The organism is Psychrobacter arcticus 273-4, assembly GCF_000012305.1.
In the GTDB taxonomy this organism is placed as follows: domain Bacteria; phylum Pseudomonadota; class Gammaproteobacteria; order Pseudomonadales; family Moraxellaceae; genus Psychrobacter; species Psychrobacter arcticus.
The window spans coordinates 541,334-561,538 of record NC_007204.1; the positions used below are offsets into that span (position 1 = coordinate 541,334).

Sequence of the window (20,205 nt, forward strand, 5' to 3'; positions counted from 1 at the left end):
TAGTTATCCTAAAAAATACCACTTATTAGAGTAGGAATTACCATGAGTCATGTCGCTAACAAAGATTTATCTACTACCGCACAAACTATCAATACCTTTACCAATCCAGAAAGCGTGCAAGATTTTAACCAGTATCCCGATGCGCGTGGACATTTTGGCGTCCACGGTGGACGCTTTGTGTCTGAAACCCTGATGGCAGCGTTAGAAGAGCTAGAAACGTTATATAATAAAGTCAAAGTAGATCCTAAGTTTTGGGAAGAATATCACAATGATTTAGTCAATTACGTCGGACGCCCAACGCCTTTGTATCACGCCAAGCGTTTAAGTGATGAGATTGGCGGTGCGCAAATTTACTTCAAGCGTGAAGACCTCAATCATACTGGCGCGCATAAGGTGAATAATACCATTGGACAAGCGTTACTTGCCAAAATGAGTGGCAAAAAACGTATTATTGCAGAGACTGGAGCAGGGCAACATGGTGTTGCAACGGCGACGATTGCTGCGCGTTTGGGACTGGAATGTATCGTTTATATGGGCGCTGATGATGTTGAGCGCCAAAAAATGAACGTTTACCGTATGCGCTTGCTGGGTGCGACGGTTGTGCCGGTGACATCTGGCTCTCGTACACTTAAAGATGCGATGAATGAAGCCATGCGCGACTGGGTCACCAATGTCGATAGCACGTATTATATTATTGGTACGGTTGCAGGTCCGCATCCTTATCCGCTACTCGTGCGTGATTTCCAAGCGATTATTGGTAAAGAAGCGCGTATTCAACATTTACAAATGACTGGTAAATTACCAGATGCGCTGGTGGCTTGTGTTGGCGGTGGTTCTAACGCCATTGGTCTGTTCTTTGACTTCTTAAATGATACGGAAGTTAAAATGTATGGCGTTGAAGCAACAGGTGATGGTATTGAAACCGGTCGCCATTCAGCACCACTTGCAGCAGGTCGTATCGGTGTATTACACGGTAACCGTACGTATTTGATGGCGGATGACGAGGGTCAAATTCAAGAAACGCATTCTATCTCGGCAGGTCTTGATTATCCTGGCGTTGGTCCTGAGCATAGCTTCTTAAAAGATATGAAGCGTGTTGAATATGTTGGTTGTACGGATAAAGAATCGCTAGAAGGCTTCCATGAAGTCACGCGTAAAGAGGGTATCATCCCTGCGCTTGAATCTGCTCACGCCGTTGCTTATGCGCTGAAGCTCGCTAAGACCATGACCCCTGACCAAACTATTATTGTCAATATGTCAGGTCGCGGCGATAAAGATTTGCATTCTGTTATGAAGGCAGAAGGCATTGAGTTGTAGTCGCCACTTTTGTAAGTTTTTAAATCATTTTTTATAAGAGAAATTGTTTAGCGTCCTTTGTTTAATAGATATCACTTAAAAAACTATTTAATATTTCCAAATAAGACGCTAATAGCCAATTTGTAATAATTAAGAGACTACTATGACCCGTATTGAAAGCACTTTTGAAATTTTAAAAGCACAAAATAAAAAAGCACTCATCCCTTATGTGATGGCAGGCGACCCTAATCCTAGCAACTTTGTTGGCTTGCTACATGATTTAGTCAAGCACGGCGCAGATATGATTGAAGTGGGCTTGCCATTTTCTGACCCAATGGCAGACGGTCCAACCGTTGCACTGGCAGGCGAGCGTGCATTAGCAGCGGGCACCAGTACTCGTGATGCGCTAAAGATGGTCGCAGAGTTTCGTCAGCAAGACACGCAGACGCCCATCATTTTGATGGGTTATCTGAATCCCGTTGAAATCATCGGTTATGATAACTTCGTTGCGCTATGCGAGCAGTCAGGGGTTGATGGCATCTTAATGGTTGATTTGCCACCAGCAGAGGCGGGTAGCTTTACTCAGCATTTGACTGAGCACTCGATGAATGAGATTTTCTTACTCTCACCGACTACCTTACCTGAGCGCCGTGAGCAAGTATTGACCCATTGCGGTGGTTATATCTACTACGTGTCTTTGAAAGGTGTCACGGGTTCGGCAACGCTAGATACTGACGATGTCGCAACCCAAGTGCAAGCCATTAAAGCAGAGACGGATTTGCCAGTATGTGTGGGTTTTGGTATTCGTGATGCGGCGTCAGCCAAAGCAATCGGTGCTCATGCTGATGGCATTATCGTCGGTAGTGCATTGGTGCAGAACTTTGCTGATATCGATGGTAATGATGCCACGGCTGTTGCACATGCACAACAAAAAATCATGGCAAAAATGACTGAGCTACGCGAGGCATTAGATAGTTTAAGCGTTTCTTCAAATGGCTAAATGCAACCGTAGTCATACTGTTTAACTAAAATGTTATTGTCACACTACTTATAAAGGCGTCACATTCTTTATAAAAACACCGTCAAATGACTTTGCTAAAGTTAGTTTACGTGTGTAAACTAACATCACATATAAATTGTTACAGTGACGCATAAGCGTGCCTCACAACTGCTCAAGTTATGAGGGTATGTGACGATTAAACTGATTCTTATAAATGGACTCTTACGGACAAGTGCATAAGTGAGCTTGCCAATAAGCCTTTGATAATGGCGAATAATATGACTGATACGATGACAAAATTTGATACCAATAATGATAGTGCCAGCCTGCAGCAGAATGGCAATAAAGCTGGTCAATCATGGTTTGAGCGCCCGATTCCGGGCATAAAACAGCAACTGATCGCGCAATTGACTGCTGTAGAGACAGAGCCCTCTACAAAATGCAGCAGCTGCCATTCGGTAATTACCAATACAGCGCTAATTTTTAACTGTTATGTGTGCCCGCATTGTGACCATCATTTACCGATGAGTGCTCGTGAGCGTTTAAACTGGCTACTCGATCAAGTAGAAGGCGAGCTTGGGCAAGAGTTTACCGCCAAAGATCCGCTAAAGTTTGTGGACAGTAAGCCGTATCCAGATCGTATGGCAGAAGCACAAGACAAAACTAAAGAGAGTGAAGCGTTGATTGTGCTATATGGCAAATTGCGTAATCTCGATATCGTGACTTGTGCGTTTGATTTTCGTTTTATGGGTGGTTCTATGGGCTCGGTGGTTGGCGATCGTTTTGTCCAAGCTGCCGAAAAAGCTCTTGCAGATAAAGTGCCTTTAGTTTGTTTTGCTGCTTCTGGCGGTGCGCGTATGCAGGAAGGCTTACTATCATTGATGCAAATGGCAAGAACGGCAGCAGCGATTGAGCGTTTAAGAATTGCTGGTATTCCGTATGTCGTAGTCTTGACCAATCCCGTTTATGGCGGTGTGACCGCATCTCTTGCTATGCTTGGTGACATTCATTTAGCAGAACCAAAAGCAATGATTGGCTTTGCTGGTAAGCGTGTGATTGAGCAGACGGTACGTGAGACATTAGAAGAGCCGTTCCAGCGTGCAGAGTTCTTGCTAAAGCATGGTGTGGTTGACGAAGTGGTACATCGTCATCAGATGATTGATACTATTTATCGTCTGCTGGCAAAACTGTGCAGCGTACCCAATGTTGATGCTCAGTAGGCAGCAAAGATACGTGGGTTCGATTCAAACAGTTGTTTTATAATTTCACTGCATAACAATCGAGCTGCGTGCTAATATCTGCCAAATATGTAAAACTAACAAATAGCATTTATCGTGAATAACGGTAAATGCTATTTTTGCTTTGTAGCAAGCCCGTTATACTGTCTTTATCTTCTTATATAAGTTTCATCTTTTACTTTACAGGTTATCTTTTATCTTAAATTTTGATATAGGTTTTGTCCATGTCTGATTCTTTAGCGTCTCATAGCCATAGTAGCAGTAGTCCTGATAACCGAGCCACCTTGACCGAATGGCTGAATTATATGCAGCAAATTCATGTCTCGGCGATAGACATGGGACTGTCGCGCGTACTGCCAGTCGCTGAAGCATTGGGAGTGATACAATCAGCCAAAGATGACGCTTATGTATTTACGGTCGCAGGTACCAATGGTAAAGGCTCGACGACTGCAGTTATCGCGCAGATATGCCAAGCCGCAGGGTATAAAACCGCATTATATCAATCGCCGCATCTGAGTGTCTTTAACGAGCGTGTGCGCATCAATGGCGAGATGGTCAGCGATGAAATATTAATTGCCGCATTTAGTACAGTAGAGAACGCACGGTTGCAGTGTGATTTAACGTTGTCATTTTTTGAGATGACGACATTGGCTGCTTTACTCATATTTTCTGAAGCCGATTGTGATGTTTGGGTATTAGAAGTGGGACTGGGGGGTCGCTTAGATGTGGTCAATATCATCGACCCTGATATGGCAGTGATTACCAATATTGCTATCGATCATGTCGACTGGTTGGGTGATAATGTTGAAGCCATCGGTGCGGAAAAAGCAGGTATTTTACGTGATGGTATTAGCGTCATTTACGGTGCTGCAGAGATGCCAAATAGCGTACAGCAAACGATAGATAAGCATCAGGCGACTTGTTATCAAGTCGGTAAAGACTTCAGCTATCGCGAAAATGATTCGATTACATGGCAATATAGTAATGCCGCTGTTACTTTGCAGTTGCCACGACCAGCATTGTCATTGACCAATACTGCCAATGCTTTGTCAGCGGTACTCGCCAGTCCGTTAAAAGTGGATATCAATGCTATTGAGCAAGCGCTACAAACCGTTAAGCTTGCCGGTCGCTTTGATTATCGTGAAGTCCATGAGCGTCACTGGTTATTTGATGTGGCGCATAATGAGCAAGGTGTTGAGTTTCTATTAGCACAGTTAGTGCCGCTTTGGCAGCAGCATTTAGCACAGCAAAATACAGCTCAACAAGCTACAGGCAAACCTGCCACCATTAAAATGCTGTTTTCTATGCTAGGTGATAAAGACATTAATAAAGTGGTACAGCGTTTGACGACAGCAGGATTGCCAATCAGTGATTGGTTTATCGCTGAAATTGATTATCCACGTGCTGCCACTACGGAGCATTTGCAAGGTATCTTAGCGAGCTATGTCGATGATGCTCAGATACATGAGTTTGCGCGTTTGCAAGAAGCCACTCATGCGATTATAAATGCCAGTCAGCCACAAGATTTAATCGTGGTCTGTGGCTCTTTTCATACGATTGGAGAGGCATTGTCTGCACTTGAGACACGATAATTTACGTTAAAATAGTGACCGTTTAATGTTAGTCTTAGTAGTAGCGTGGTGGCAGACAGCATGAAAAATATGCTTTATAATCAAAGTGATTTAAACCTAGCGCATCAGTATTAAAACGGATGGACGCAACCGGCGCTAATGGCTTGCTGATTTAAGCTATCTATAATATAGTTTGAAATGACAGCTGCGCCGCTCAATCAACCTTATTACCAACTAAGAGACGTAAACGGATGAGTTTTTCGAGACAAGCCTTATTGGGCATTGGGATGATTATCGGTGGTAGCGTGATGCTATACGCCATGGTACAACAGATTGGTGATACCAATAAATCACAGCCAGCGTCGGCAATGATAGATCAACCAAGTGCGCAGCCTACGTCTGTGCAGCCACTGACGACAGATATCGAAACAGAAAAACGTATCTTGGCACAAAAACAAAAAGAGCGAGCTGCTCGCGTGGCAGAGCAAGAAAAGCGTGCCCAGCAGTTCTTAACCGAACAAGAAGCTGCAGAGGCACAAGCATTGGCAAAAGCACGGGCTGAAAGTCAGCAATATATGGCGAGCAGTATGCCTAGTGTTGAAGACAACGCTAAAGACAACGCTAAAGACGATACTACTGACAGTACAAATAAAGAAGCGACAACAAAAATACTTGCAACACCAACGTCTCCTGTTAATTCAGCATCAGTTACCAATGCAAGTGCCAACAATAAGCAAAAGGCAGAGCAAGAAGCCAAAAGACAAGCCGCCGCTAAAAAGCAGGCTGAAGCACAAGTAGCTGCGGAAAAATTGCTACCTAAGTCGCCCTCTGATTATCAAGTCAAAAGAGGGGATGGGCTGATTAAACTGGCACGACAATATAATATGCCGGTAGAGGTCTTGGCTCAAGCCAATAATATCTCACCCTCGACATCGCTACAGCTTGGTCAAAATATCACCATACCATCACGTAAGCAAGTACAGCGCTTAGAGCGTGAAGCCGCTAATGGCAAGCAGGCGCGTGAAGCAAGTCGCCAACAAGAAGAAGCGTTGGCAAAAAAATCGGCGGATGCTAAGCGAGAAGCTCAGCAAAAACTCAGTGAAGCGCGTAAAGAAGTCAAAGAAACTGATGCTAAAGGTAGCTTCGGGGTACAAGTAGCGCTAGCAAACGACCAATCCAAAGCGGATGAGCTGGCAAAAAAATTCCAATCCGCAGGCTATCGGGTCAAGACCAGCCCGACCAGTCGCGGTGTACGGGTGATTGTAGGTCCTGAGCGCGGTAAAGTTGCTGCCTTAGCCTTAAAAGATAAGATTAATAGTGACCCTAAAGTGAACACCACCAGTGCTTGGGTGTTATATTGGCGTTAGATGCTCTTGCGCTGGTAATCATATAAAGACAAAGTAAAGTGTGAAATCTAAATCAGATCTGCTTGGCTCTTTATAATTTAATACTCTTATTATTAAAACACGACAGCTACTGTCGTGTTTTTTGTTTTTTGTTTTTTGTTTTTTGTTTTTTGTTTTTTGTTTTTTGTTTTAGTGTTTGCTGATTGGCACAAGCTTGGCTAAGATGGGCGCCGCTTTTATTTTTCTCCATGTATAACCTGTCAGTCTATAAAGGTTGACCTGTTGCAGTTAAAGGTAGCCTATTACGTGGGTTATCTAACTGCTTTGATAATGTATAAGGTAAAACCATGTCATTTGCTGTTATATTTTTAATCTTGGCGGTTGGGTTTTTGGGAATTATTGCTTTACCAAAGCTATTTTCCAATAAACAAACTATTGAACCTGATCCGCAACCTGTGCGCGGCGACGAGTTGGCTATTTGGCCATTTGCGCCAATGCCTATCATGACCGCGACTGAAGTGATATTTTTTAATAAGTTAAAAAATGCGCTGCCTGAATATCATATCTTTGTGCAAGTTCAGCTGTCACGAATTATCGAAGCGAACAGTGATGAGACGTCTGAACGTAGCTTTTGGTTCAATCGAATCTGCCGCCAAAGTGTCGATTATGTGATTGTCGATGTCGATGCTCGGACTACTTTGGTTGCTATTGAGCTTGATGATTGGACACATAGCAGTAAGGCACGACAAAAAGCCGATGACAAAAAAGATAAGGCGCTTGCCAGTGCGGGCATTGCTATCGTGCGTTTTCATGCAGAGCGCATGCCGAGTGCCGATATGCTGAGATATGAGCTGATGCAGGTGATTGAGAGCTATTAAGATGATGATAAAAGCTTAAAACTTATCTCCCGCTCCGTCACGTAGCTTAGGGTAAATGACAATAGGTCTATCGCCTGCAAAGTATAAACCGGTCTTTAATATACCGTTTTCAGAATTGATAATTGGCGATTGACGGTCATCATAAAAATCGCGTTTGCTAAACCATTCAATATAATGAGCAGCGCGCAATGTATCAATGTTTATCTTTGCAAGATTGAGCTTGTCATATTTATCACACCATTTGTGCATGGGAAAACTTGGTGTGAGCCAAGTCGGATAATCAAAGCCCTTGGTATTTATCGGTAAAAAGAAACGCCCTTTTATCACGCCATAGCGCTTATCAATGCTGACTTGTCCATGATTTTCGGTATCTATCCATACGGTGCAAAACTGCTTGGTTTGCATATGGGTCATTTTACGCTGTAGATTGTCATTGGAGTTGATGCCAACCCAGTTCTCAGGGGCAAAAGGCGCTGATCCCATAAAAAATTTAATGGCCAGCTCCCAATGCTCAACCAGATTTTCTGCATGATTATATAAGATTAAATCCAGCTCGCCAGTCGTTTGTTTGCCATTAAATAACTGCACATTATTAGCAAGGGTCTCGTATGGATGCAACCTGCGAGCAAAGCCATCCTTTAGCCAAAATGACAGTAAGCCTTCAAAGTGAAAGCCTAAACGATTAGGGCTAGGACGTTTTAATAAGTAGCGGGTTAGCGCCTGATAGGCATTGGTGGTATCTAGCTCTTTTAAACGCTGCTGATATCCCTCAAATTGCTGTTGCCAAAAGTGTGCGCTATGTACTGAGATAGCATGAGTGTTTTGGTGGGGCGTAACGTCAAGCCACTGGGTCAAAACATTAGGGCACGCAAGCACATACGCCAAATCACGCACGTAAGGTCGCTGGTAAGCTTCCCAAGGCGCATAAGTGGCATAAGTTTCGAGACTATCCGGGCGTGGCGCGTTAAGCTCAGACATAGATCAAACCAGAGTAAACGTAAAGTATTTATCCTAGTGGCTCATTTGCTAAAAGTCTATAGGCAATCGTAATATGTTAAGATTATAATCATCTATCGTTGAAATACTTTAAAGTCGCTACCGTCAGCTATCAAGCGTTTCATCTCAATATTGCGCTGGCGTGCATTTTGAAGGCTCATTACTGGATAAGTGCCAATATGAGGGTTTGCTGTTTGCCTTGCCAGCGGTAGGCGCTAATCCATGACTTAACGCCCGTATAACGCACCCATAATTGCAGCCCGTTACCATCACTGTGTTTGTCAGGTCGTTTTGTATCAATAGAGGTGGGGTGGGGCTAGGCTGTAGCTTGTTGATAGCTAAAAAACGCCAAAAATAAAGGGTAGCCAGCTTATGCTAGACTACCCTAATATTGTGTTTGGTCGGAACGGCAGGATTTGAACCTGTATAACGCGCGTAATAGTATTATATTGCACTGCTAAACGTAGTAATCACAAGGGCTTGAATATTTAACGTGCAATAGAATGTAGTAGTTGTTGTGAAATCTGTGCCAAAATCTGTGCCAAATATCAATCACCGCTTGGGCCAAGCTTCGCGGAGTCGTCTAGCTTCTTCTTGCTCTCTAGCAGCACTTTTTGCCATTGCGAGATATTGAGTTGAGCATTCTGCAAATAATCCGTTGACTGACTTTGTGTAGTCGATGACGGCGGATCTATTTGCTGAGATAAGACTGGTCTCGATGTTGGCGATACTGTCTGACAAGCTGTCATTGATAACGACAACACTATCATACTTATCAGCAATCTGCTTTTGTCGAACTGTGCTTTGATTGACCGCATTGATGACTCCTTGATAGTTTTGCTGTTCGATTTGCCGCGCGCTTGACTCATAATCCGCGCGCTCAGTAGCTAATACGAGCTCATGCTTAGCTTTGATCGCATCGATTGCGTAGCCGCGCTGCACATAAACGATAGATAAGGCTGTGATAATGACAACGAGTGCCGCTATCACAAACCAGTGCCAGTATCGCCAAGCCAACTCTATTAATATTTTGACTGTCATAGTTTTAGCTCCAGTTTTAAGCTTTGCAGCCAATGCCGACGTGCTCAGCGATGACATCAGCAAGCTCACGAGCAATTAGCCACTTTTTGGCCTGGTAGGTGGCGAGTTCAAGGGGATTAGAGATAAAAAACAACTCTAAGATGATGCCACCGCCGCGCACGTAGCCAAGCCGTGAATGTTGGCCACTATTTTCGGCTTTAAAACCACCGGCAGGACCGCGCACTGGAATACCCATAATATCACTGACTGCTTCGCATAGCTTTTGACAGATGACCTTGTCTTTTGGCTGTGCTAAGGCTTCGACACCACCCGATGTCGGCAAGTGAAACGCGTTACAGTGAAACTCGATAGCAACTTTGCCTTGTTTGATCAACTTGATAGCATTGCGAAGCGTTTGATTGTCACTACCATTGCCGTCCGTAACGACATCGATGTCTTTGCGCTCAAGATAAAGCGTGACCATATTTCGCATATCAGTTGCGATTTCTGCTTCAGTGATGTTGCCGTTTACGGCTCCCGGATCTGTGTTGCTGTGACCTGCTGTAATTACGACTGTAGTCATAGTGTTTACCTTATTTTAGATCTAAAAAAGCCCCGCTAGATGCGAGGCGTGAATTGAGTTGCCGATTAAGGTGTCTTGTCGATTGCGGCATCCCAAATCTTCGCAATCCTATCGATAGCACCGCCGCCTAAGTGACCGCTGATTGCTACTAATACGGCTGTAAACAATTGGTCAAATCCCCAGTATTCACAAAGGTAAAACGTCAGAACACCGGCAAAGCCACTGATAATTAATTCGCCCATTAACCGCACAAATACTTCTGTCAGTGGCAGTGGCTTACGTGATCGGTTAAGTCGTCTGATAAATGCAACGAGTCCGCCCGTGAGTGCTAACAGGAACACCCATAAATATGTCAATAGGCTGTATGTTGTTGGGTCTTTGTCGAGCATGGTCTCTCCTCAAATTTTAGACAAAATAAAACCCCAGTTAAGGGGTTGGTTTTGGTTGGTTGAGCTATACCCAATTAGTTGAGTAATCATATTCAAGCGGATTATCTACTAATAACATCGCTGCTTTATGTTGTTCTGCTACTTCGTAGTTTGTATTGGTTTTAACACTGATAGCCACTTGCAGCTCCTTTAGTAATTCAACGGTTAATAGCACCCACGAGTTGTCCATCACTTTCCAATTAACAGTTTGATATGTGCCCATAGCTGCCATACCTGCGATAGTAGAATACTGTATAGCAGACATACTATCTGTGTGGAATGTCTTGTTTACTGACTCAACCAGTACGCCATTTGTTATCTGACTAAGTCGCTTACGTTTTATGCTATCCCAAACCTTATCTTGTTCAAGTACCTTAGTAACTTTAGGGTCAATAATTGGTTCAGGTTTGGCTACTAAAACACCATCTTTTATATGCTCTTTATCATCATTAGGTTGTTTATCCACTTCTAAAACAGCAAAACCTTCCTCTAAGACAAACATTTCAGGCATGTAAAAAGGTGCTGATACCGTTTGAGTGATATTTCCTGTTTCTGTATTATAAATTACAAAAAACATATTCTTACCTCTTAGTTATAATTACGCTAATAAATCTATTAGAAACTGAGCCTGAATCTAAAGGTATAAAACCCCCGTCACCGCTCGTGGACACAGCAATTGTTAGGGTTCCAAATTGCGTATCATCTAGTAATAAACTTGAGCTGCACTGTCCATAAACTCTAGTACTATTATAACTCGATGCTACTGCCCCTTTTCTAATGACTACGCCATCCAACTTAACCTCAAAAGACATTGAGAGCGCCGAAACTTCTCCAGCACTCTTAATAGTATAGGAAAAATTAAAGTGAACAGCTTTTCTGGCGCTTATATCCGGAACAACAATACTTTGTATATCAAACTTAGCACTGTAAAAACTTGTATTTATTGACGCCTCTGTATAAACAGCAAGCGGTACTGTCACTGCATTACCTGCAATCTGCAATGTATCTACTGCTAAATCACCTATCACGCCACTTGCTGCTGTAATTGTACCAGTCGCTATTTTGTCAGCTGTAATGGTATTAGCTGCTAATTTGCTAGCCGTGATGGTATTAGCTGTAATCTTGTCGCCATCTAAGTTCTTTATTTTGGCGTTATCAATAGAGGCGTCTTGTATAAATGTCGACCGCAGATAAACGCCTTCGGGGATTGCTACGCCACCGATGACCGTCCCGGCAGGGATGTCGATAAATGGGCTATCAGTATCAAACTCAGTGCCCGTTAGTAAATCAAATATATCTGAGACACTATTATTTGTCGTAGCAGTAACCCACGATGACCAAGCTGATGCAAAGCCTAATTTATCAACGATACGAGCGCGATAGGATTGTGACAAGTTACCTTGCAGACCTGTGATTGTCATGGTATTTGTTGGGTAGCCAAATTGCCCTAGCAGCGTGACGTTAGTGGCAGGTGCTGAACCTACCTCAATCTCAGTATAAGCCGTATCATCCGAGCCAGTATCAAAGCTCCACTTCAATTCCATGCCAAATAGCGCACCAGTGGCGGTTAAACCAACCACAGTAGGAGGCGTTCCGGCTTTGCCAGTGATAGCCGTCAACATCGAAGTTGTGGGTTTTGATATCGCATCAAAAGCAGAAACCGCACGCACACGCGCCAGATAATTACCGCTATAAACGCCATCTATCTCAGCACTTATATTGCCGGTACGTGGTAGCTTTATCCAATCGCCATCGTCTTTACGCCATTCAACATCATAGGCAACGGCATCTTTGACTTGTGACCACGTTATCTCTAGCGTAGTAACGGTGATAGCTTGTGCGACACGATGACGACTACTAAGCGTGACAGCATCGGGCGCATTGATAATGTAAGGATTATTACTGGGTACGGGCGGGCGCTGCTCAATAATCGTGCCATTATCAATCTGAGCATACATGGTTGGATCGTACTGCATCGCCGTATAGTTATACTGTGTACCGTCCTCATCGCTAGTCACTGACATTACGATAAACGGCATCGTTGGTAGCTCATTGCTATTAATAGCCCAGACATTTTGACTAGCGACTGGGTCAAACGCTAAGGCGACAGTGATAGCGCGTCCATTGATAGCAGTGATAACGCGAGTTTGCGCTTTGCCGGACTCCAGATTGACAACCAACTTATCACCGACAGTCGCTTGAATGTTATCCCTATCGACTGTAATAACCGTGTAATCCGCGCTTACAGACGAGATGCGGCCGCCATTATTGGCACCAGTGAACATCATGTCAGCTATGTCAATTCGGCTGCCAACATTAGGTAATGAGCCATCAAGCCCCATTGCAAAGCTGACCGTTTGCGTTCTGTTTTGCTCAGCGAGTAATGCCGCCAAGCCCATGCGATATGCTTGTCCCTCGCTAGTACAACCAACTGCTGATAAGTCTAAGACGTTGATGCCTTGTTGCGCTATCGCTCGCTCATTGCGGACCATCACGTACTCAGTCTCATAAGTATTATCGGGATTTGACCAAGCGACTTGGGCAATCGTATGTCTGTCACTAGCTGCACTACCTGACTTGCTAAATTGACCACCAATGACATTAGCGCGAGTTATCACATACTCGCAATCACGCGAGGTATCAGCATCAACAAATATCTGAGAGCCGTTCCAAAAACTCATGCCACGAAAGATTCCCGCGATATGCTGCAAGACTTGATAAGCATCTTCTGATTTTTGTAGATAGAGATTGCACTCAAAGCGTGGCTCAGTACCGCCTTTACCGTCATCTACTGGCTCATCGCAGATACGAGCTATATGCTCAAGCGCCCACTTGTCAATCATAAACGCCTGCAATTTATCACCAAGACCATAGCGATCATTGGTGATTAAGTTGTAATAATGCCAAGCGGGGTTGGTCGTATAGCCAAGCTTAAACTGGCCATTCCAAATACCCGTGCTAGTACGAGTATCGGTGTCATAATTGATAGGCACTTGCACATAAACGCCCAGCATATCGACAGAGACTTTTGGGATGCTGCTAAATGTGCGGGCATCAAACGATAGATACAAATGCGCGGTATGTGGATAGTTAAATTTACCGTCGATTATCTCAGCAATGCTATCAATCTGCATCGTGTTAAATAGTGTCTCACCGTTACCATCCGTTGTGATTTTACGGATACGGATTTGCCAGTTGGATTGCGCCTCTGGCAGAGCGACATTGTGAGTGCGTTGATAACGACCGCTGGTCTTAGCAGTCAGTGACTTAGTAATAACGGGCACATAGCCGCCGCCATCCGTCTGTACGTCAATCGCGTAGTCAACCGTGACCCCGACGACATCGCCTTTGTCCGTCACGCTTTTGAGCATCGGAAATGATATATTGACGTTAATACTGGATAACTGAGTGTCGTTAATACTGCGTATCCAAGGCGTATCACTACGCACCGTGACACCCACGCCAATCTCACTTGATGCGTTTGGCATCCCTGCGATATAAGTTTGGTCAACCGTGCCGTGACGGATTTCCCACTCTACGCCGTCAAAATTGCGATTGCCGTTTGCATCTTCCAGCGGTGTGCCCTCTAACATGATGCTTTTGGCACCATTCGCAAGACCTTTAACTTCGCCCTCGGACAAACCGATAATCATTTTTAGGCGACTGATAGAGGCAATGGTATCGTCAGCAATAGACGGACGGCTTGCTTGCCCTTGACCCGCTTTTGCGCCTTGTATTGTTATCACATCGCTCATAACTACGTGTCCTCATTGACTATCGATATGCTAATAATAAAACCGCCAATCTCGTGCCGACCTAGCAGTATTGGCACGGGGTTGCCTTGTGCAACGGTTGTCACGGCACCCCCAAATGCATAGCTCGCTTTATTGCCTGCCTCGTCCTGCGACTCAATGTTTGGCGTAGGCATCAGTAAACTTGCGGCGCCGCCAATCATTAGGCCGACACCAGCACCAATAGCCCACTGCATACCAGGCACAAACACACCGACAGCAACCAAGGCAGCGCCCGCGACAACTTGCAACCATCCGCCAACATCACCACCAGCGCCCACAATTTCGGGCACAATGCGGATAATTGACGCGCCTGTATTATGCTCAATCTCATTAGCGCCGATGTTTTCATCGTCATTGAATACCGCAAAAAAAAGACCGCTTTCGTGGGCAGTCATCATAAATTGCTTAAAGCCGTCGATTTGATAGCCTAAAGCGGTGCAAGCTTCGCGGGGTGACGCTACATCTAACTCAAATGATTTGCCGAATTTTTCAGCGAGTATGCCGTGTAGCTCAATGCGTCTTAACATAATGACCGCCCATAAAAAAGCCCACAATTAAGTGGGTCTTGTTTGTTATTTTTTATCACATCAGCGACTTATGCCGCACAATGATAGCTTTGCGCTGTTGCCACACATTGCCGTATATTTCACGACGACTGCGACGCATATAGGGATGATGCAATACCAAATGATCGTTAATGACTTTTTCTGATTGCTCGCTCGTTAAGCTGCCATTGTCACCAAGATAAATCAGCGCATGATTAACATGCTCAGTTGGCTGCACACGGCATAAGATAACATCGTGGCGCTGTAAACTATCAACTTGTACGAATCCTTGTGAGGCAAAGTTGTCAACGTACAAGTCAGCATTGCTAACTGATTCCCACCATTTATCTTGACGCTCAAAGTTATCAATCTGTATATCAAGCTCACGGCTATAGTAGTCACGCACGATACTAAAGCAGTCCAAGACACCGTGTATGTATTCACGGTTGATTAAAGGTGCTTTATAGTCTTTGACAGCATGTACTTTTATGTCAATCTCAGGATAAGCGACGATGATCCACGGCACGTTATGATGTTGCATTTGTATTAAATCAAAAGTACTGGGTTTGGTGCTGCCGTTGGGATGACTATGTACAATAGCTTCAATCTTACCTAGTTTCTCAGCTCGCACAACATCACGAGGGTTGATCTTAAACTCACTATCATTGTCTGCTATGTTTTCGCACTCGATATACTGACGATTCACCAACAGGCCACAGCACTCATGAGGGTAGCAAGCAGCGGCATGATTGAGCATTGCGTCTTTAGCGTCTTTTAAGATATACATTACCCACCTCTTAATTGACTGGCCGGAAAGCCGCCAAAATTAAGCGGTTCGTTTTCGCCAAATCGTAGTTTGCAATCAACTAAACGACCACCGCATTTATCTAGAGCGGGGTCGTCAGTAGCCGTACCATCTTCAGTAAACATTGATGTGCCCATATATCGGCATGATTCACCGCGATATTTCCCACGCACTGCCCACGTACAGTAGGGCGTGATATTACGTGTCGGTATCTTTTTGCGCTGAGCAGATAAGGGGCTTGCTAACTCAAACGTGACCGTTTGTTCGTTTTCTTCTGTCTTTTGCTCAACGTACCAATATTGAGTCATTGACTCGCTAGGATTAGCAGTAGGGTTGCCCACGGCAAAGTTTGCTGCGTCTAAGTATTTAGCGAGTACGTGAGTCACTGTAAGCGTAGCGCCGACAAAATCATTATAAAACGCACAAACCGCTGTTACCGCTCCTAGCGTATCGTCAATTTTATTTGCGATAACTAGCGTGGGCGCTGACGGACGACCATCGCCGCGCACCTCAAGCCCATCAGATTGAATAGCGATTGGCGTGTAAGTTTGACCTTGCCAGATGATATTTCTATAAATTTCAGTTTCTGTGGTGCTTGCAAAGTAGTCTTCACCCGCAAGACTTTCAGAGTCTCCAGCCAATGATTCCGTACTGCCTGCCCATACAAATATCTTGCGCCAATCCTCCCAATTAACATGACCGTGCCATCTAAAGATAGCACCGCCAAGTTTGGTAGCGTCTAGCTCATACAGCGTAACAAGTCCTGTTACCGATAGTTTTTGTAAGTCGGATGAGAGCATGTTATAACCCCAGTGCTAATTTTTGAGACTGACCCCAAGCTCGGCATGATTCAACGTATGCGGAATACTCATCAAACTCATTAGACGGTGCGCTACGCAACTGTTTAATCTCATCAGTGATACTATAGCGCGCAGCAATCTTTGCTTTGACTCGCTCATCTATCAGTTGCACATGCGTTGATTGGGATTTAATAAGTGCTCGCAGTTCATCGGTCATTACAACTGTCTGGATAGTATCTACTATCTTTGTTGGCTGGTCGTCAGATAGCGGCGCATCATCGGGCACGCTAACATACGTTACTGCATCGATTGCGCATAACTCCGTTGATTCTTCCGGAGCGTTCAACTGCTTGGTGATGTCGCGTGTGATAAATTTTTGGTAGCTGACAATATAAGCCATGATTTTGTTGCTCCGCGTAATTTAGTAGATGTTGCAATGAATGAGTTTTTGAAGCATGCGCAAGATGCGATATAACAGATTCCAGTTTATTGGCCCTTACGGCTTTTCTAGTTTTGTATAAGCTATGCTTTCTAATAAATCTTCCGGAGCGCCATGTTCTATAGCCACAGAAGTTAGCGCCTCTTTTGGTATTGGCTATCGTTGATCGTGATAAGGTCAGTTTGAGCTTTTGTTCTACAAAATCCGTTAGGAGCTTTCTGTAAGTCAGCGCTTGCGCTCTGGTCAAGCCAAACAATAAGAAGTCATCCACATAACGACAATACCCGGCGGCTGGCTTCAGCACTCGTGTGGCGTAGTGGTCTACAGGATTCATGTATATCAGCGCAAACATTTGCGATAGTAGGTTGCCAATTGGTATGCCTTTGGGTTCGGGATAGTCCGCAAACAACATCATCAAATCGACCAAGCGCTTATCCTTAATCTTTCTTTCTAATAATTTTCTGAGAGTCGGTCTGTCTATGCTGTAAAAGAACTTCTTTATGTCCAACTGTAGCGTATAGGTATTGGGGCCGGCTCTTCTAAGTGCGTCTTGTGCATACTCAGCTGCTTTGTGTGTCCCAAGTCCGGTGCGACAGGCAAACGACTGGTCTATAAATGTTTTATCAAATATTGGCATGACTCTTAAATAGATTGCATATTGCACAACACAATCCCTAAATGCTGGGGCATATATCTCCCGCTTTTTTGGCTCATATACTATAAATTTAAAATAAGGTCTTGGTTTGTAGGTGTTATTTGCCAACTCTTCTTGTAATTCATTTAGCTCGCGGCCTAGGCTTTTCTCAAACTGAAAACACCCACGTCGACCACCCTTACTTTTCTTTGCGCCCAAATAGCCTTCCCATAATGATTCGCCTGAGACTACGGATTCGTATAAGTTACCAATCCTTTTCATAACAATCCTTAAAAAAAACACCCCGCCTGACTTTCGCTTACGCTACTAGAAAGGCGGGGTTAAACCGATTTCGCTTAAAGCAGGAAAACGTCTCCCTTGGCACCAGTCGGCAGCTTGCCGATTTAGGTGATGCCGAGTCCGCCCGGACACCGATGTTGTTGTTGCTGTTCGTCCGAGAATTGTTGCAATTGACTGTCCAGACCCCAGCATTCGCGCTGTTGTTCCAGTTGCCGCCCACAATCGGGCACATATTAAGACGCCTCCCTTTTTTTGGAGCACCTTATTGTTTTAGTGATTTAATCCAACCGCCGATTATCTTACCGATCTCATCGATACTTGCTGATATCACAAGATAACGTTTGGCATTTAATTTTTGCACAGACATCTTTTCGGTTTTAGGATGACCAAAATAGGACAGCTCGAACGCAAGTCGGACTTGCATTCTTAGCTGCTCATGCTTGATGTCTAGATTGGTAAGCGTCGTCTTCTTGTGATAACGCTTTTGTGCTTCGACAATGTAGTCATACATATCGTAAGCAGTTTGTCTTATTTTAAGCGCCAAGCCATGTTTCTCATGGCTTGGGAAATGATTAAGATAGATATTTAAAAGCTTCATAGTTTGTATGAACTTCTTATCTAAATTCGACTCACTATCTACTGCCAACTCAAACTCCTTCGCTATCGCTCAGTCAAACAGAGTACAAGGCCGCCCGGACACCGAAGTGGTGGTCGCCGTTCGTCCGAGAAAAGTAGCAATGGACTGCCCAGACCCCAGCATACGCGCCGTAGCTCCAGTTGCCGCCCACAATCGGGCACAAATGCTCAATGCGGTTGTCGTAGAATCGATCATTACCGTACGCATTTGTCCCACCAGCGCCTCCAAGCTGCGGAATGCCTGCGCACGATGCTGACCAAGCGAGTCCGCTGTTTGCGGTTGAGAACACTTGATTGGTTGTAGAGCCGATAGCAAAGTTTCTAACAACGCCTGTCAGCTCTCCGTAGCTTGCACCTAATGAATCGTAACTAGCGGTCATTGCCGCCGTGCCCCACGCATCGGTCGCAAGAGTAGCGCCGCTGGTGAGCGCTGAAGCTTTAGCGCTGGTTCTTAATACATAGAAGCTACCTGCTGTTTGCGTGAGTCCTAGCGCAACTTCCCACATATTCCCGTTCAAATCAGCGACACCGCTGTATTGACCGTTATGAGTGGTCTTTGCAAAGGGTTGAGCTGAGCCTGTTTTTCCAGCTGTTAAATATCCAGTGCCTTCATACAATACGGCAGTGTCGTTGACGTCACGTAAAGCGTTGTTGTTATTGCCTTTCGGAAAATTATTGACACCTGTTGCATCATACCAAGCACATGCTGCGCTACTTGTTGCAGCTTGCGCGTGAGCCATTGATAGTAATGACAATGCGCGCTGAATAAAGATAGTTGTTGCGAAAAACGCACTACCGCGTGTTTTAGCAGCATCAATTGCGCCAGCTAGGGTATTTGCTGGTGCGCCAGTTAAGCCGCTGAATGGCGCATTGGCGCTGGAAGACGATAACGGTATACCATTTTTGATAGAGCTTGCTTTGCCAGCATTATTGCTGCATTGATACTTATCAACAAAAAAGCCATCTTTGATTTGTCCATCATCATAAAACGCACGATGTAGCGCATACCCTGCTGCATTGGCTGCTACCACGTCTACAAAATCGTAAATAGACTTAACATCTAGCGCATTAACGCCATACTTTGCATAATTAGGACTGTTAACATGTCCCCATCGATAATAAAAGCGTGGCACGTAAACCATCACCGAGCCATCGCTATACTGATAATTACCCCAGTTTTCATGACCTTTTATTGCCGTGCCTTGCATTTGCGACATACCAGTTGGTAGTTTATTGGTAATGCCAGTGCCAAATCCGAGCGCACCTTGGACTCCTATGTCGTTAAATTGGCTCATCAGCGTATCAGTAAATAGCTTTTGTGATATAGCTATGGTTGTTGATTGACCCAAATCGGATGTCACGCTAGGTATTGACGCTCTGACGTCTGCAAACTCAGCTACCACGGCGTCAAAATTGGTATTCACTTTGCCGTTGCTGGTCCGGGCGCTGTCGCCGCCGATGCCGCTGGGCTCGGCACCAAGGTTTATTTTTTGTATTTGCATGACGATCCTTAAGTATTATTGAACTGCTCAAAATTGAGCGTGATTTGCCAATAGTCGCCTTTGCGTTGCGGTATCGATGCACCTGCGCAGGTGTATTGTTTGGTGTTGCCGTGTGGGTCGGTCCAGTAGAACGGCAGCACACCCGCATGCTCATCAATGAATGCTTCGATGGGTTTGATGACGGTATCAAGTGCGCCGGTTTTGGTGCCTGACCAGTTTTTGGTTGTGTTATTGATGCCGGTTGATGAGTGCTGCGTGTAGCCGTCGCCAAACTGTGTTTTTTTGACTCTGTACTGTTTGTCAGCACTCGCACCCATATCAATCTGCCAGGGAAAAGTTTTTATCATGTGATTGCCCACTAAAAAGCCCACTGGATAGTGGGCGTATGGTTGAT

The 20,205-nt window shown here is 44.7% G+C and carries 20 protein-coding genes and 1 pseudogene; 6 read left to right on the top strand and 15 right to left on the bottom strand.

From position 1 onward, the window contains the following. Nucleotides 1–114: 114 nt before the first annotated feature. The 6 genes from trpB (at nt 115) to PSYC_RS02265 (ending at nt 7,329) form a co-directional block, all read left to right on the top strand. On the top strand, nt 115–1,317 hold the full coding sequence (trpB, locus tag PSYC_RS02240; protein WP_187147120.1) for a tryptophan synthase subunit beta: 1,203 nt from the start codon (nt 115–117) through the stop codon (nt 1,315–1,317). A 142-nt stretch (nt 1,318–1,459) separates the two neighbouring features. After that, nucleotides 1,460–2,296: a tryptophan synthase subunit alpha gene (gene trpA, locus PSYC_RS02245; RefSeq protein ID WP_011279732.1), complete on the top strand. Its 837-nt coding sequence runs from the start codon at nt 1,460–1,462 to the stop codon at nt 2,294–2,296. A gap of 266 nt (nt 2,297–2,562) precedes the next feature. Continuing rightward, nucleotides 2,563–3,516 (top strand): acetyl-CoA carboxylase, carboxyltransferase subunit beta, encoded by a 954-nt coding sequence (gene accD, locus PSYC_RS02250; protein WP_011279733.1) that lies wholly within the window; start codon nt 2,563–2,565, stop codon nt 3,514–3,516. A 242-nt stretch (nt 3,517–3,758) separates the two neighbouring features. Further along, the gene (locus tag PSYC_RS02255) at nt 3,759–5,126 is read left to right on the top strand and encodes a bifunctional folylpolyglutamate synthase/dihydrofolate synthase (protein WP_011279734.1); all 1,368 of its coding nucleotides are present in this window, start codon (nt 3,759–3,761) and stop codon (nt 5,124–5,126) included. A gap of 230 nt (nt 5,127–5,356) precedes the next feature. Further along, nucleotides 5,357–6,472 (top strand): LysM peptidoglycan-binding domain-containing protein, encoded by a 1,116-nt coding sequence (locus tag PSYC_RS02260; RefSeq protein WP_011279735.1) that lies wholly within the window; start codon nt 5,357–5,359, stop codon nt 6,470–6,472. Between the two features lie 326 nt (nt 6,473–6,798). Continuing rightward, a complete protein-coding gene (locus tag PSYC_RS02265; protein ID WP_011279736.1) occupies nt 6,799–7,329 on the top strand; it encodes a DUF2726 domain-containing protein in 531 nt (176 codons plus the stop codon). 15 nt (nt 7,330–7,344) lie between these two features. Here PSYC_RS02265 and PSYC_RS02270 read toward each other — a convergent pair whose 3' ends face one another. From PSYC_RS02270 to PSYC_RS02335, 15 genes and pseudogenes are all read right to left on the bottom strand, one after another. Continuing rightward, entirely contained in the window at nt 7,345–8,307 is a 963-nt protein-coding gene (locus PSYC_RS02270; protein WP_011279737.1) for a DUF1853 family protein, read from the bottom strand. Between the two features lie 92 nt (nt 8,308–8,399). Continuing rightward, nucleotides 8,400–8,626 (bottom strand): annotated as a pseudogene (locus tag PSYC_RS11990) (Arm DNA-binding domain-containing protein). Nucleotides 8,627–8,877: 251 nt separating this feature from the next. Next, nucleotides 8,878–9,366 carry a hypothetical protein gene (locus PSYC_RS02275; protein WP_011279738.1) on the bottom strand — a complete coding sequence of 163 codons (489 nt, stop codon included), beginning with the start codon at nt 9,364–9,366 and terminating at the stop codon, nt 8,878–8,880. Nucleotides 9,367–9,382: 16 nt separating this feature from the next. Then, on the bottom strand, nt 9,383–9,928 hold the full coding sequence (locus tag PSYC_RS02280; protein WP_011279739.1) for an N-acetylmuramoyl-L-alanine amidase: 546 nt from the start codon (nt 9,926–9,928) through the stop codon (nt 9,383–9,385). Nucleotides 9,929–9,993: 65 nt separating this feature from the next. Next, nucleotides 9,994–10,317: a phage holin family protein gene (locus PSYC_RS02285; protein ID WP_011279740.1), complete on the bottom strand. Its 324-nt coding sequence runs from the start codon at nt 10,315–10,317 to the stop codon at nt 9,994–9,996. Nucleotides 10,318–10,381: 64 nt separating this feature from the next. Continuing rightward, entirely contained in the window at nt 10,382–10,933 is a 552-nt protein-coding gene (locus PSYC_RS11200; protein ID WP_011279741.1) for a DUF4376 domain-containing protein, read from the bottom strand. Between the two features lie 4 nt (nt 10,934–10,937). After that, nucleotides 10,938–14,111, bottom strand: coding sequence for a host specificity protein J (locus PSYC_RS02295; protein ID WP_011279742.1), 3,174 nt, complete (start codon nt 14,109–14,111; stop codon nt 10,938–10,940). Between the two features lie 2 nt (nt 14,112–14,113). Continuing rightward, nucleotides 14,114–14,677 carry a tail assembly protein gene (locus tag PSYC_RS02300; RefSeq protein WP_011279743.1) on the bottom strand — a complete coding sequence of 188 codons (564 nt, stop codon included), beginning with the start codon at nt 14,675–14,677 and terminating at the stop codon, nt 14,114–14,116. A 55-nt stretch (nt 14,678–14,732) separates the two neighbouring features. Then, nucleotides 14,733–15,482 (bottom strand): C40 family peptidase, encoded by a 750-nt coding sequence (locus tag PSYC_RS02305; RefSeq protein ID WP_011279744.1) that lies wholly within the window; start codon nt 15,480–15,482, stop codon nt 14,733–14,735. Continuing rightward, entirely contained in the window at nt 15,482–16,300 is an 819-nt protein-coding gene (locus PSYC_RS02310; RefSeq protein ID WP_011279745.1) for a phage minor tail protein L, read from the bottom strand. The genes PSYC_RS02305 and PSYC_RS02310 overlap by 1 nt, the downstream gene beginning before the upstream one ends. A gap of 1 nt (nt 16,301) precedes the next feature. After that, nucleotides 16,302–16,586 carry a hypothetical protein gene (locus PSYC_RS02315; RefSeq protein WP_041757476.1) on the bottom strand — a complete coding sequence of 95 codons (285 nt, stop codon included), beginning with the start codon at nt 16,584–16,586 and terminating at the stop codon, nt 16,302–16,304. Nucleotide 16,587: 1 nt separating this feature from the next. Continuing rightward, a complete protein-coding gene (locus PSYC_RS02320) occupies nt 16,588–17,655 on the bottom strand; it encodes an RNA-directed DNA polymerase (RefSeq protein WP_041757479.1) in 1,068 nt (355 codons plus the stop codon). A gap of 280 nt (nt 17,656–17,935) precedes the next feature. Beyond that, a complete protein-coding gene (locus PSYC_RS02325; RefSeq protein ID WP_011279747.1) occupies nt 17,936–18,319 on the bottom strand; it encodes a four helix bundle protein in 384 nt (127 codons plus the stop codon). A gap of 25 nt (nt 18,320–18,344) precedes the next feature. Further along, the gene (locus PSYC_RS02330; protein ID WP_011279748.1) at nt 18,345–19,811 is read right to left on the bottom strand and encodes a hypothetical protein; all 1,467 of its coding nucleotides are present in this window, start codon (nt 19,809–19,811) and stop codon (nt 18,345–18,347) included. Nucleotides 19,812–19,819: 8 nt separating this feature from the next. Next, entirely contained in the window at nt 19,820–20,158 is a 339-nt protein-coding gene (locus tag PSYC_RS02335) for a phage tail protein (RefSeq protein ID WP_011279749.1), read from the bottom strand. Between the last annotated feature and the right edge of the window lie 47 nt (nt 20,159–20,205).